The sequence below is a fragment of the Halorubrum aquaticum genome, assembly GCF_900113615.1.
GTDB classification, from domain to species: domain Archaea; phylum Halobacteriota; class Halobacteria; order Halobacteriales; family Haloferacaceae; genus Halorubrum; species Halorubrum aquaticum.
In genome coordinates this window covers 191,000-204,821 of the sequence record NZ_FOPZ01000001.1, presented here as the reverse complement: position 1 = coordinate 204,821, position 13,822 = coordinate 191,000, and the positions used below count along the sequence as shown (strand labels likewise).

The 13,822-nt window shown below is 68.3% G+C and carries 12 protein-coding genes; 5 read left to right on the top strand and 7 right to left on the bottom strand.

Going from position 1 to position 13,822, the window contains the following annotated elements:
- Window positions 1-34 precede the first annotated feature (34 nt).
- Window positions 35-586 carry a tRNA (cytidine(56)-2'-O)-methyltransferase gene (locus tag F3H10_RS00995; RefSeq protein WP_149782991.1) on the bottom strand — a complete coding sequence of 184 codons (552 nt, stop codon included), beginning with the start codon at window positions 584-586 and terminating at the stop codon, window positions 35-37.
- 167 nt (window positions 587-753) lie between these two features.
- Here F3H10_RS00995 and F3H10_RS00990 point away from each other — a divergent pair, with 167 nt between their 5' ends.
- On the top strand, window positions 754-1,815 hold the full coding sequence (locus F3H10_RS00990; RefSeq protein WP_149782990.1) for a phosphoribosylaminoimidazolesuccinocarboxamide synthase: 1,062 nt from the start codon (window positions 754-756) through the stop codon (window positions 1,813-1,815).
- A 169-nt stretch (window positions 1,816-1,984) separates the two neighbouring features.
- Window positions 1,985-2,440 (top strand): DUF4112 domain-containing protein, encoded by a 456-nt coding sequence (locus F3H10_RS00985; RefSeq protein ID WP_149782989.1) that lies wholly within the window; start codon window positions 1,985-1,987, stop codon window positions 2,438-2,440.
- 280 nt (window positions 2,441-2,720) lie between these two features.
- On the opposite strand, the gene F3H10_RS00980 is transcribed toward F3H10_RS00985, so the two are convergent.
- Window positions 2,721-3,686, bottom strand: coding sequence for an asparaginase (locus F3H10_RS00980; RefSeq protein ID WP_149782988.1), 966 nt, complete (start codon window positions 3,684-3,686; stop codon window positions 2,721-2,723).
- A 123-nt stretch (window positions 3,687-3,809) separates the two neighbouring features.
- On the opposite strand from F3H10_RS00980, the gene F3H10_RS00975 reads away from it, so the two are divergent.
- Window positions 3,810-4,988: a M24 family metallopeptidase gene (locus F3H10_RS00975; RefSeq protein WP_149782987.1), complete on the top strand. Its 1,179-nt coding sequence runs from the start codon at window positions 3,810-3,812 to the stop codon at window positions 4,986-4,988.
- A 33-nt stretch (window positions 4,989-5,021) separates the two neighbouring features.
- Here the strand turns inward: F3H10_RS00975 and F3H10_RS00970 are convergent, their stop codons facing one another.
- On the bottom strand, window positions 5,022-5,558 hold the full coding sequence (locus F3H10_RS00970) for a DUF4870 domain-containing protein (RefSeq protein ID WP_223174156.1): 537 nt from the start codon (window positions 5,556-5,558) through the stop codon (window positions 5,022-5,024).
- 84 nt (window positions 5,559-5,642) lie between these two features.
- A complete protein-coding gene (locus F3H10_RS00965) occupies window positions 5,643-6,626 on the bottom strand; it encodes a D-2-hydroxyacid dehydrogenase (RefSeq protein ID WP_149782986.1) in 984 nt (327 codons plus the stop codon).
- A gap of 132 nt (window positions 6,627-6,758) precedes the next feature.
- Between F3H10_RS00965 and F3H10_RS00960 the strand changes: the two genes are divergently transcribed.
- A complete protein-coding gene (locus F3H10_RS00960) occupies window positions 6,759-8,036 on the top strand; it encodes an amidohydrolase (RefSeq protein ID WP_149782985.1) in 1,278 nt (425 codons plus the stop codon).
- A 31-nt stretch (window positions 8,037-8,067) separates the two neighbouring features.
- Here F3H10_RS00960 and F3H10_RS00955 read toward each other — a convergent pair whose 3' ends face one another.
- Together F3H10_RS00955 and F3H10_RS00950 are read right to left on the bottom strand one after the other, a co-directional pair.
- The gene (locus F3H10_RS00955; protein ID WP_149782984.1) at window positions 8,068-9,429 is read right to left on the bottom strand and encodes an aminotransferase class III-fold pyridoxal phosphate-dependent enzyme; all 1,362 of its coding nucleotides are present in this window, start codon (window positions 9,427-9,429) and stop codon (window positions 8,068-8,070) included.
- Window positions 9,430-9,621: 192 nt separating this feature from the next.
- Complete coding sequence (locus tag F3H10_RS00950) at window positions 9,622-11,319, bottom strand: BCCT family transporter (protein WP_149782983.1); 1,698 nt, start codon at window positions 11,317-11,319, stop codon at window positions 9,622-9,624.
- Window positions 11,320-11,707: 388 nt separating this feature from the next.
- Between F3H10_RS00950 and F3H10_RS00945 the strand changes: the two genes are divergently transcribed.
- Window positions 11,708-12,862 (top strand): arginase family protein, encoded by a 1,155-nt coding sequence (locus tag F3H10_RS00945; RefSeq protein WP_223174155.1) that lies wholly within the window; start codon window positions 11,708-11,710, stop codon window positions 12,860-12,862.
- A 42-nt stretch (window positions 12,863-12,904) separates the two neighbouring features.
- Here the strand turns inward: F3H10_RS00945 and F3H10_RS00940 are convergent, their stop codons facing one another.
- The gene (locus tag F3H10_RS00940) at window positions 12,905-13,765 is read right to left on the bottom strand and encodes a serine hydrolase (RefSeq protein ID WP_149782982.1); all 861 of its coding nucleotides are present in this window, start codon (window positions 13,763-13,765) and stop codon (window positions 12,905-12,907) included.
- Between the last annotated feature and the right edge of the window lie 57 nt (window positions 13,766-13,822).

Sequence of the window (13,822 nt, the reverse complement as noted above, 5' to 3'; positions counted from 1 at the left end):
CAGTCCGAGGGCGGTCGGAGTCCGACGAGTCGGGCTATCGGTCGTCGTCCGCGTCGATCACCGTCTTTCCGGTCGCCTCCGGCACCACGCGACGGTCGGCGTCGACCCACTCGCGGTCGAGTTCCGTGCCCTCGAAGAGCCGGTCGAGGAAGACGGCGAGCCCGGCGACCTCCGAGTGCGGCTGGTTCGTCACGCCCACGTTGAAGTCCGCGCGCTCGTACAGCGCCCATGGGACCTTCTCGCCGCCGACGACGACGAGGAGGTCACGGCCCGCGTCGTGGACCTCCTCGCGGACCTCGACTTCGACGTCCTGAACCCGCTCGCCGTACATGGTGAGGTGGACGACGACCCCGTCCCAGTCGCCGACGATCGCCTTCTGGTCCTCGCGTAACTCGACCGCGAACGGCCCGCCGAACCGGTTCGTGATGTCCCGGACCGTCTCGGCCGACTGGCCGGCGTTGTCCGGGAGGATCACCCGGTCCGCGCCGAGCGCCCGCGCGGTCAGTCCCACGTGCGTCGTCATTCGGTCGTCCCGTCCGGGACGGTGGCCGTACCGGAGGACGACGACCTCGCTCTCCTCGTTCATACGTCCATCTGCGGGGAGGGGGCGTGAGGGCCTTTCGATGCGGACGGACGGTCTCCCGCCGCCTCCGGGCGAAATACGATCCACGTCTATGGATCGCTTCGGTCGAAGATCCACCGAGGTGACCACGTAACTGAAAGATTCATTTGGGAGGCGGTCGCGGATCCGGTATGACGAGCGTCAAGGAGTTCCGCGTCGTCGAGCCCGCGACCGCCGACGGCCTCGGCCGCGGCCGGTTCGCGTTCACCGACGCGTATTCCGTGTTCGACTGGGGGCGGATGCCCGACGCGATCCCGCGAAAGGGCGCGAGCCTCTGTGTGATGGGCGCGTTCAACTTCGAGCGACTGGCCGACGCCGGGGTCGCCACGCACTACCGCGGCGTCGTCGACCCCGTCGCGGTCGAGTCGGGAGCCGACCCCGAGGACGCGGTCGTTCCCCTCGCGGAGGCCGACGCGCCGCCGACGGAGATGGCGATCGAGTTGACCCGGGTACCCGACCTCCCGTACGCGGGTCCCGAGGCGGGGTACGACTACGACGCGTTCCACGCCGCGGGCGGGGAGAACTACCTCGTCCCCCTGGAGGTCGTCTTCCGGAACACGGTCCCCGTGGGCTCGAGCCTCCGGAGCCGGCGTGACCCCGCCGACTTCGACCTCCCCTTCGAGGAGTGGCCGGACGAGTCGGTCGACCTGCCCGAACCCGTCGTGGAGTTCTCGACGAAGTACGAGGAGCAGGACCGCTACCTCTCGCGGGAGGAGGCCGACCGGATCGCCGGTCGCGCCGACGTCGACGCGCTCGCGGACCTCGCCCGCGACGTGAACCGCGTCGTCACCGACCGCGCCGAGGAGACCGGGTTCGTCCACGAGGACGGCAAGATCGAGTGTCTCTACGTCGACGGGGAGCTCCGCGTCGCCGACGTGGTCGGCACCTTCGACGAGAACCGGTTCTCCTACGGCGGTCAGCAGGTCTCCAAGGAGGTCGTCCGCCAGTGGTACAAGCGCGCCGACCCCGAGTGGGTCGAGGCGGTCGGCGAGGCGAAATCCGCGGTCGCCGACCGCGACCTCGCCGACTGGCGCGAACTCTGCGAGGAGGAGCCGATCGATCTCCCCGACGGGGTCCTCGAGGCGGTCTCGGCGATGTACGCCGCCGGCGCGAACGCCTACACCGGGACCGCGTGGTTCGACGCGCCCCCCGTCGACGAGGCGGTTTCGGCCGTCCGGTCGCTGGGCGAGTAGGGGCCCGTTCGTCGGGCGAGTCGACCCGTCGTCCCGTCCCGTCCCGTTCCATCCCTCGATCGTCGATACGTTCGAACCGGATAGCTCAGTACAGCGACAGCGTCCCGTGCGTCCTCACGACCGACTACACCGACATCGGAGTTATCCGGCAGGGGGCCATACGTGACCTATGACGGGAGAGCAGAAAAGCGAGTTTCTGACCGAGTTCAACGAGAGGATAGAGCACCTCCCGAGATCGGTTGACCGAGCGGCGGTCAAGCGTATGCAGGTCGTGGCGTACGTTCTCGATGAGGGCATTCGCGTTCCGGGAATGGACTATCGTATCGGTATCGATCCACTGCTCGGGATCCTCCCGGGGGCAGGAGACGTACTCAGCGGCGGTGTCTCGCTGTACATCGTGGTTGAGGCGGCCCGTCTCGGTGTGTCCTACACGACGCTGCTCAGAATGATCGCGAACGTCTCCTTGGATGTGGCCGTGGGAACGATCCCGGTCGTCGGTGACGTCTTCGACATCGTCTGGAAGGCCAACAAGCGTAACTTCGAACTGGTGTTGGAAGACCTCACGACGGATCACGACCGCTCGTCTCGGTCCTCGGGCGAGCGAACCACGATCGAGATCGAGTAACGTGCGGATCCCGGCGGTTCCCGGCATCCCCGTGGCTACGGGGTTCGACTGAACCGCACAACTGTCTCTCGAACCAGAGACCTGTCCGATATGGAGTACGGTTCGATGTATCGGACAGAGTGACGACGGACGGGATCCCGTTCAGTTCGCCGGTTTCAACGACCAATTGTTTCGGGCGGACAGGTCCTTGAAACGGGAGTTCAACGGGTCCAACTAGCCGATCCGTTTCCGATACGGGAGACGTGTGAGTGAAGGTGCGTATAGCGTCTGATTCGAGGTCTCATTCCCCTGGCCGTTCGAAGACGTCGTCGAGACGCCCGGCCGCGAGCCCGACGATCGTCCGAATACGCGTCTTCTGGAGGTTCAGATCGCCGTAGTAACACCCGAGTTCCTGGAGGGTCCGTTCGCTTCCACGAAACCCGTACGTGTCCCGCGCGAGGCGACCCTCGGGACACCGCGTGGTCGCGACGATCGGAACGCCGTTCTCGACGACCGATTCCAACTCGGGGACGATCTTCGGAGGGATGTGGCCGGCCCCCGTCGTCGCGAGACAGAGCGCGTCGCTCTCGCGGGCTGGAGCGAGGTGTTCCGGAGCCACGTCCGCGGTCACGAACGCCGCGTACACGTCGTTCGTGAGGTCGTCGTACTCGACGGCGAGGTCCGGGTCGGGCGACTCGGGCGTCCGACGCCACGTGACTCGCGACTCGTCGATGACGCCGAGCGGGCCGAACTCCGGCGACCTGAACGTGTCGAGGTTCATCGAGTTCGTCTTCGTCACCTCTCGAGCGGCGTGAACACGGTCGTTGAACGCGACGAGCACGCGTCCGGACGCGTGCTCGTCCGTCGCCGCTCTCACGCTCGCGAGGAGGTTCGCGGGGCCGTCCGCGCTCGGAAGCGACGGGTTCCGCATCGCTCCCGTGAAGACGACCGGCGTCTCGCCGCGATAACAGAGATCGACGAAGTACGCCGACTCCTCGAGGACGTCCGTCCCCTGCGTGACGACGATCCCGTCGACGTCCGGGTCGTCGTCGAGCTCCGTGAGGAACCGCGCGAGCGCTCCCATCTGCTCGATCGTGAAGTGCGCGCTCGGGACGTTGGAGAACTCCTCCGTGTCGATCTCCGCGACGTCCGCGAGTTCGGGAACGGCGGAGACGAGGTCTTCCCCGGTGAGCTGTGGGCTCGCGTCTCCACCGGAGTCCGGTGTCGAAGCGATCGTACCGCCCGTGGAAACGACGGTTACCGTCATGCCCCGTCCTGACAAGCGAACTCGTATAAGTATTCCTCCCGCCACGTCGTAAACGGTTTCCGTAGTTTTGATACACGAAATATTTTACACTCGGGCGAGAGACACGTCCGTAGAGTCCGGACCATGCCACACGATGTCTTCCCACGGTCGGAGTACGAATCGCGGGTCGAACGCACCAAAGAGCGGCTTCACGAGCGCGACCTCGACGCCATCGTGGTCGCGGACCCGGCGAACATGAACTACCTCGCGGGCTACGACGGCTGGTCCTTCTACGTCCACCAGGCCGTCGTCGTGGCGCGCGAGTACCCCGAGCCGGTCTGGGTCGGCCGCGACATGGACCGTAACGGCGCGCGCGCCACGACGTGGCTCGCCGAGGAGAACATGCGGGCCTACAGCGACGACCACGTCCACTCCCCGTACGATCTCCATCCCATGGACTTCGTCGCCGACGTGCTCGAGGACCTGGAGGTCGACGGCGGCCGGATCGGCCTCGAGATGGACGCCTCCTACTTCACGGCGAAGTCGTACACCCGGCTCCAGTCACAGCTGCCGAAGGCGGAGTTCGTCGACGCCGACTTGCTCGTCAACTGGCTCCGCATAAAGAAGTCCGACCGCGAGATCGAGTACATGGAGGAGGCCGCCCGCATCTCCGAGGAGGCGATGCTCGCGGGGCTCAACGCCATCGAGGCGGGCGTCCCCGAGTACGAGGCCGCCGCCGCGATCTACGACCGCCTGATCCGAGGCACCGACGAGTACGGCGGCGACTACCCCGCGATCGTCCCGCTCATGCCCTCCGGCGACCACACGGGCACGCCGCATCTCACCTGGACCGACCGCGAGTTCGAGGAGGGCGACCCCGTCCTCATCGAGCTGTCGGGGTGTCGCCACCGCTACCACTCGCCGCTCGCGCGGACGACGTTCGTGGGCGACCCGCCGGACGCCATTCAGGAGACGGCCGACGTCGTCGTCGAGGGGATCGAGGCCGCGCTCGACGTCGTCGAGCCGGGCGTCACCTGCGAGCGCGTCGAGCGGGAGTGGCGCGAGACGATCGCGCAGTACGGCGTCGAAAAGGAGGACCGGATCGGCTACTCGATGGGGCTCGGCTACCCGCCGGACTGGGGCGAACACACCGCCAGCATCCGCCCCGGCGACGAGACCGTCATGGAGGAGGGGATGACCTTCCACATGATCCCGGGGCTGTGGGAGGACGAGTTCGGCGTCGAACTCAGCGAGACGTTCCGGGTCACCTCGACGGGTGCGGAGACGCTCGCCGACTTCCCACGCCGGCTGTTCACGGCGTGAGAAGGGATCGGGCTCGGAGTCGGGTCGACCGGCTCACTCGTCGACGGTCGCGTATCGCCGGGCGTACGAGCCCACGAGCGGCACCACGTACTCGTCGCCCTGGTACGCCTCGTACATCAGGAACGCCCACGCGAGGAACGCGACCGGCGTGAGGACCAGGCTCCCGATCCCCAGCACCGCCGCCGCGATCCAGCCGACGCCGGGGACGAACGACACCAGCGTGAGGACGACGGACAGGACCAGCGAGGCGACGAACAGCCCGCCGAAGACGAGCGTGCTCTGGACGGCGTGGAACCGGACGAAGGCGTCCTCGGGTTCTAGGACGTAGAACAACACGCCGGTGATCGGACCGAGCAGGTAGCTGAGCGCGCCCGCGACGTTGGGTTCGAGCCCGGTACCCGTCGTCGCGTCGGCGGTCGTCGCGGCCGTCTCCGGCTCCGTCGTCCCCGCCTCGCCGATCCCGCTCGTCGCCTCCGAATCCATCGGTTCCTCTCCCGTGAGCGAGTCGTCCGTCGTGTCCTCGACGACGGCGTCGACGGCGTCCCCCGCGGTTGACCGGTCGGTTACCATTGATTATACACCGAAAACATATACGCTCGCTGAGGTATTAAAGACGGGTGGTTGATCGGAAACTCCCTTCGAGGACCGGAACGGTCAGTTCCCGTCGTCTGGGGCAGCCACGAGGTTCCGGAGGTCGGCGGGGTCGCCGCCGGAGTCGAGCGCGGCCACGTTGTCGGCGACGATGTCGGCGAGGCGGTCCCAGTGCTTCGGCGTGTGACCGCCGGTGTGAGGGGTGATCAGGCAGTTCTCGAGGTCCCACAGCGGGTGGTCCGCCGGGAGCGGCTCGGGGTCGGTCACGTCGAGGGCGGCCCCGCGGAGCCCGCTTGACCGGAGCGCGGACACCAGGGCGTCGGTGTCGACGATCCCGCCGCGGGCTGCGTTGACGACGACGGCGTGCGGCGGCAGCGTCGCGAGCTCCTCCTCACCGATCAGCCCGCGCGTGAGGTCGTTGAGCGGACACGCGAGAACGACGTAGTCGCTGCGGGAGAGGGCGTCGTGGATCGCGTCCGTCTCGAAGCCGACGACCTCGTCGGTGGGGCCGCCCTTCGAGGGGGTGTACCGGACGCCGATCGTGCCCACGCCGAACCCCTCGAGGCGTTCGACGACGTGCTGGCCGATGGAGCCGAGCCCGATCACGGTGACGGTGCTGTCCGCGAACTCGTACGACTGGAAGTGCCGCCACTCCGCGTTCGACTTGCGGCGCCACCCCTCGTGGAGCCGGCGGGCGAAGACGAGCATGTTGGCGATCGACTGCTCCGCGATGCCCGGCGCGTGGATCCCGCCGGCGTTGGTGACGGCCACGCCCCGGTCCGTGAGCGCCTCCACGGGCACGTGGTCGGTGCCGGCGAAGGTGCACGCGAACAGCTCTAGGCGGTCCGCGTCGGCGATCCGTGACCTCTCGACCGTGATCCCGGTGACGACCCGGGCCCGCGGGACGAGGTCGCGCTCCTCGGCCGGCGTCCGCGCGAGCGCGACCTCGTGGTCGGGCAGACGCTCGCGGAGCGTCTCGGCGTACGATCCCATCGACAGTCCCTCGGTCCCCTCGCGGAGGACGACGATATCTGGCTGGTCGCTCATGGTGGATCCGCCGCCGTGCGGCGGTGACGTCCGCGGATTCGACGGTACGCTACTTACCTTTTTTGTAGTTCCTGTAGCTATCGTACACGATCATCGTGTACGCTTAAGTGCGTCCGGGCGCCACGGGCTCACATGACACGCCCGATCGCGGACCGGCTCGTGGAGTTGCGTCGGGGGTTCCACCGCCATCCGGAGCCCGGCTGGCGCGAGTACTACACGACGAGCCGACTGGTCGAGGAGATAGAGGGGATCGGCGTCGACGAACTCGCGGTCGGGAGGGAGGCGTACGACCCCGACGACCGGATGGCCGTACTGGAGGACGACGCCCACGACGAGTGGGTCGAGCGGGCCCGCGAGCGCGGCGCTCGCGAGGACGTGCTCGAGCGGACCGCGGGCGGCGTCACCGGCTGCGTCGCCGTTCTCGACCGCGGCGAGGGCCCGACCGTCGGCCTCCGGGTCGACATCGACGGCCTGTTCATCGAGGAGTCGACCGACGACGACCACGAGCCGGCCCGCGAGGGGTTCCGGTCGGAGACCGACGGGACGGTGCACGCGTGCGGGCACGACGCGCACATGACCTGGGGGCTCGCGACGCTCGAGGCGGTGAAGGAGAGCGACTTCGAGGGGCGGTTCGTCGCCTTCTTCCAGCCCGCCGAGGAGATAAGCGGCGGCGGTCACCCGATGGCCGAGAGCCGCTTCATCGAGGGGATCGACCACCTCTTCGCGGTCCACGTCGGGCTCGACCACCCGACCGGCCGGGTCGTCGCCGGGATCGAACGGCCCCTCGCGATGGCGCACGTCGACGCGTCGTTCCGAGGGACCTCGGCGCACGCGGGGAAGGCTCCCGAGGAGGGGGACAACGCGATGCAGGCGCTCGGCACCGCCATCTCGAACGCCTACGGGATCCCCAGACACAGCGACGGGATGACCCGGGTGAACGTCGGGTACGCGGAGGCCGGGAGCGCGAGCAACGTGATAGCGGAACACGCGCGCGTCGAGGCCGAGGCCCGCGGTGAGACCACCGCGTTGAAGGAGTACGCGAAGTCTCGGCTGGAGCGGGCGTTCCGCGGGGCGGCGGTGTCGCACGGCTGTGAACTCGAGTTCGACGTCGTCAGCGAGTCGCCGCGGGCGGACAGCGACCCCGAACTCGTCGAGCACGTCGCGAACGTCGCCCGCGGAGTCGACGGCGTCACGGAGGTGGTGCCGACCGCTGACTTCGGCGCGAGCGAGGACGCGACGTTCCTGATGGAGCGCGTCCAGGAGGCGGGCGGGCTCGCGACGTACCTGATCGTCGGGACCGACCACCCGACCGCCCACCACACGCCGACGTTCGACGTCGACGAGCGCAGCCTGCGGATCGGCGTCGAGGTGTTGACGGGGGCGGTCCTCGGCGTCGGCGACGTGGAGTGATCGAGACCGATCGTGGCGAGCGCGCCCCGAATCAGGCGGTCGTCGGCGTCGGTCCCGCGGCCGACACCGCGTCGAGGAAGATCGAGACCCCGAGGTCGATCTCGCGTTCCGTCGAGTCGAGCGGGGGGAGGAGCCGGATCGTCTTCTTGCCGCAGCCGAGCGTGAGCAGGCCGCGTTCCAACGCCTCGGCGACCACGTCGTCGCGGCGGTCGGGCGTGTCGAACTCGACGGCGAGCATGAGGCCCTTCCCGCGCACGTCGACGACGTGGTCGCCCGCGTCGTCCGCGAGCAACTCCTTCGCCTGCCGGCCGCGCGTTTTCGCGTTCGCGAGCAGGTCGTGCTCCTCGATCGCCTCTATCGTGAGCGCGCCCATCATCGACGCGAGGAGGTCGCCGCCACCGAACGTGGAGCCGAGCCGGTTCTTCTCCGACGGGAACAGCTCGGAACGACCGACCGTCGCGCCGACGCGGAGCGCCTTCGCGGCGCCGATCACGTCGGGCTCGACGTCGTAGTGCTCCGACGCCCAGAACTCCCCGGTGCGCCCGACCCCCGACTGGATCTCGTCGACGATCAGCGGGATATCGTACTCGTCGGTGACCGCGCCGACCTCCGCCATGAACGGCTCGCTCGGGAAGCGGTAGCCGCCGACGCCCTGGATCGGTTCGAGGACCACGAAGGCGACCTCCGCGGGATCGACGTGGCCACCCTCCGGCGCGAGCGCGTTCCGCAGCTGCGAGCCGCCGCCGGCGAAGAAGCCGCAGTCGCACGTCTCGGGGGTACACTCGCGGTCCGCACAGAACGGGACCGTCTCGATCCCGGCTATCTCCGGATAGTGGCGGGTGTACACGTCCTTTGAGTTGGTGAGAGAGAGGGTTCCGAGGGTGCGGCCGTGGAAGCTCCCGCCGAACGCAAAGCCGTACTTCGCGGCCGGCTTGTGGTCGTGTGCGACCTTCATCGCGTTCTCGATGGCCTCCGCCCCGGAGTTCGAGAGGAAGACGGTGTCCAACCCGAACGTCGAGGAGACCTCCGTGAGCTTCTCCATCAGCTGTGTCGAGCCCGGGAACGGCGCGTCGTCGGGATCCGGTCCGGAGCCGAAGTACATGTCCTGTCCCGCGATCTTCATCGGCTCGACGAGGTCGAACTCCCGGAGCGTGCCGAGCACCTTCTCGTTGTTGTAGCCGAGCGGCGCGGCCCCGATGTGGCACGTGAAGTCCATGAGGACGTTGCCGTCGACGTCGGTGACGAACGGGCCGTCCGCCTCCCGAGTGACGTCCCAGACGAACTCGTGGGAGTACTCGCTGGGCGCGGCGTGCTCGCCGTAGTGTTCGACCCACTTCTCGGCGTTCGGTCCCGGCAACCCGCCGGTGTCCGGCTCCGCGGTGTCCCTGTCCATACACAGTAAGTGTGTATAGTGTCCATTAAAACCTTCTCCCGACACGCGAGCGGGCGGGAGCGAGGACGTGAGCGGGCGAGAAGGAGTGTGAACCGGAACCGAATCCGACCGACCGAGTCGTCGTCGATCGGTTCGGTCGTCAGCCGATTCGACCGTCAGCCGATCCGGTCGATCGGTTCGACCGTCAGCCGTTCAGTCGTCGTCGGACTCGACCGGCGACCCGGTTCGCGACCCGGAGTCGTCCTCCGACCCGTACAGCACGGTCTCGTTTTGGAAGAGCACCTGGTCGTAGTTCTCGCCGAAGTCCTTGATCAGCGCCAGCATCGCGAGGAAACAGACGAAGGCGAACGGCGTGCCGGTGATGATCGCCGCCTGCTGGAGCGTGTTCGCGCTGCCGGTGCCGCCGAGGATCATCAGGATCGCCGCGGTCATCCCGAGGACGACGCCCCAGAAGATCCGGTTGATGTTCGACGGCTCCGCCTTACCACCGGTCGTCATCATCGAGACGGCGAGCGTCGAGGAGTCCGCCGAGGTGACGAAGAACGTCGTCACGAGGATCATGAACGCGTAGATCAGCACGGACCCGATCGGGATCGTCATCGACGTTCCTCCGAGGTTCAACGTGAAGTTCAGCGCCTCGAAGAGGATGAACCCGGACACCTCCGGACCGGCCTCGCCCGCGATCACCGCGCCGAAGTCGGCGATGCCGTTGTGCTGTGCCCAGACCGCGGTGCCGCCGACGAAGGTGAACCACGGGATGGTGGCCGCGGAGGTCGCGACGATCCCCGTGAACGCGACCTCGCGGACGGTCCGTCCCTTGGAGATCCGCGCGATGAACAGCCCGGCGAACGGCGACCACGACAGCGCCCACGCCCAGTAGAACACCGTCCACGCGTTGATCCAGCCGGTCGCGCTCGCGTCGCCCGTCCCCATCGGGCCGGCACCGGTGAAGAGGCTCATCGAGACGAAATCGGAGATCATCCCGCCGAACGCCTGGGTGCCGAGAAGCAGGAGGAACAGCGTCGGCCCCACGACGAACGTCACCAACATCAGCGCGACGAAGAGGACCATGTTGAAGTTCGAGAGCCGACGGATCCCCCTGTCGACCCCGAGCACCATGGAGGTCGTGAACAGCAGGGTCATCATGGTGACGACGAGGAGGATGCCGAGATCGCCCATGTCGATCCCCCACTGGTAGTCGAGCCCGGTGACGAACTGGCTCCCGATGAAGCCGAGCGACGTGGCGACGCCGCCGATCGTGGCGAAGACGGCGAGGACGTCGATGACCTTCGCGAGCGGACCGTCGAGGTTGTCGGCGCCGAGGATCGGCGTGAGCGCCGAGGAGACGCGCAGCGGGACGCTCTCGTAGTTGTACGCGAAGTACCCGATCGCGATGCCCATTATCGTGAACACCGCGAGTTGCGGCAGCGCCCAGTGGAACAGCGTCTGCTGGACGGCGACCGTCATCGCCTCGGCCGATCCTCCCTCGACGGTACTGAAGAGCGGCGAGGGGTTGTCGTAGTAGAACAGCGCCTCGGTCGGCCCCCAGAACACGACGCCGGCCGCGAAGCCCGCCGAGTACAACATCGCGAAGAAGGACAGGAAGCTGTACTCCGGCGGCTCGTCGCCGAGCTTGATTCCACCCCACGGCCCCACGATCAGGAAGAGGAGGAACAACACGATCAGGAACACGATCAGCATCATCGCCCAGTTGAACGCGCCGAGAAGCTGGTCGTTCAGCGACGAGATGCCGTCCTCGACGGCGGACGGACTGATGAAGAACGCGACGATCACGCCCAGGGTGATCAGGGCGCCGAACGCGAAGACGACCGGGTCGATCTCCTCGCGGAACCTCGTGATCGGGCTCTCCGCCTCCTCCGGGTCGCTCACGCCGGATCACCCCCGTCGGACCGGCTCGAAGCCGAGCGCACGCGACGGTCGTCGTCCGATTCCCCCCGACGGCCGACTGCCGTGATACGTGATAGCACAGTCCGGTTGTTGAATCGGTATTACATAAATGTTGCTCATTTTCGTACCCGTAGTACACGGTTGTTGTGTACGATCTGGTCGAGCGGGTGAGCGAACCGGCACGGAATGCCGGGAAAGCCGAACGTCGATCCGACGCCGGGATTTTTCACACCCGCCGCGAAAGCGAGGGCATGCGACACACGACACGCGGGTCGTCCGGACGGACGACCGCCGGAGCGAGGAGGGACCGAACGGCGTCGGATCCGGCCGAATCGAACGTGAAGGGTCCGGTTCACGGACGGAGGGGACGATGACCGACGAGCCGACGACGGACGGCGGGAGCGACGCCGACCTCACGGTCTACTGGCACGACCGCATGCTGGATCACGAACAGCCGGCGGGCGCGTTCAAGCACCCGTCGACGCCGATCGTCGCCGCCGACGAGACGCATCCGGACCGCCGCGAACGCGTGGAGAACGTCGTCGCGACGGTGGAACACGGCTTCCCGGAGGAGAGCCGCTTCGTCGAGCCCGAGCGAGCGAGCAGGGAAACCATCGAGCGCGTTCACGACGCCGAGTACGTGGACTGGCTGGAGGGGTTCTGTGCCGACGGCGGCGGCCGGATCGGCCGGACCACCACCGGCGCGAACGAGGCGACGTACGACGCGGCGCGGGTCGCGGCCGGGGCCGCGGTCGCCGCCGCCGACCACGCGCTGTCGGGGCGGCCGGGAGTCCCGTACGCGCTCTGCCGCCCGAGCGGCCACCACGCGCAGCCGACGCAGGCGGACGGGTTCTGCTTTCTCAACAACGCGGCCGTCGCCGCCGAGGACGCGCTCGCGTCGGGCGCGGACCGGGTCGCGATCGTCGACTGGGACGTCCACCACGGCAACGGGACCCAGGAGGCCTTTTACGACCGCGACGACGTCCTCCTCGTGAGCGCGCACCACGACCACGGCTCGTGGTCCGAGTACCACCCGCAGGAGGGGTCACTCGAGGAGGACGGCGAGGGCGACGGGACGGGGTACACCGTGAACGTCCCGCTCCCGCCCGGAACCGGCGACCGCGGATACGAGCGATTGTTCGACGAGGTTGTGGAGCCGATCGTCCGGTCGTACGACCCGGACCTCGTCCTCGTGAGCGCCGGACAGGACGCGGGCACCGTCGATCCGAACGGCCGCAACCTCGTCACCCGCGGCGGGTTCCGAACGCTCGGGTCCCGCGTCCGCGACCTCTCGAGGGAGGTCGCGGACGACCGGCTGGCGCTGATCCAGGAGGGCGGCTACCAGCCCTCGCACCTCTCGTTCGCCACCCTCGGCGTCCTCGAGGGCGTCCTCGACCGGCTCGTCGACCTGGAGGGATACGGCCACGACGACCCGATGGGATGGCTCGACGAGCCGACGGAACTCGTCGACGAGTGGCTGGACGAGGCGATCGACCACCATCGGGCGCACTGGCCGATCGAGTGAGGTCTCGACGGGAGCGCGTCGGACGGGACGTGCCCGTGCCGCTCACCGCGAAGCGATCCGTTCGAACGCCGCCTCGCCGACCGCCGCGACTACATCGCTCGCGTCGCCGCCGTTCTCGGCCTCCGTCGCGAACGCGGCGAACGCGAGCGGCGACGGGTCGGCGTCGGGCGGGTCGAGGACGCCGGCGTCGAGCGCCGCCGTCGGGAGGCCGCCGGTCTTGTGTGCGATGGGGGTCCCGTACGGGAGGTAGCGGGCGAAGAGCGAGGCGTCCTTCTGTTCGTCGAGCGGCACGCGAAGCCGCTCGTAGGCCGGAGCGGAGAGCGTCGCCTCGTGAACGAGGTCTGCGAAGAAGCGGGCGCAGTCCATCGGGGTCGTGGCGTTCGCGGGCTCTCCTTCGGGCTGCTCGCCGAGCGGTTCGAAGTCGTGGCCCTCGAGCGTCGCCATCAGCTTCCGGCGGAGCCGGGTGTCCGCCATGCCGAGCCGCGTCGCGGCCGCCTCGATCCGCTCCGCGCCGAGCTCGTCGATCAGCTGGTTGGTCGCCGCGTTGTCGCTGATCGCGATCATCGCCCGGGCGAGGTCCTCGAGCGACGGGGTCGGGTCGTCGAACAGGTGAAGGACCCCGCTGCCCCCCACGCGGTTCTCCGCCGCGATCGGCCGCGGCTCCCCGAGATCGTCGAGCCGCCCGTCGTAGGTCTCATAGAGGGCGTAGAGTATCGGGAGCTTGATCGTGCTCGCGGCGACGAACGTCTCGTCCGCGTTCCGCCGGTGGAGCACGTCGAACTCGTCCGGTCCTCGCGGCACGCCGAGGAAGACGCCGAGCCGGCCGTCGAAGCGGTCGGCGATCGAGTCGACCGCTCGAGCGAGGTCGGCGTCGGTCTCGACGGGCGGTCGGTCCGGTCTCATCCGTGTCGGACCTCGTCCCGTTCGGGGAACGCCGTGCGTGTCGCCTCCGCGGGCGCC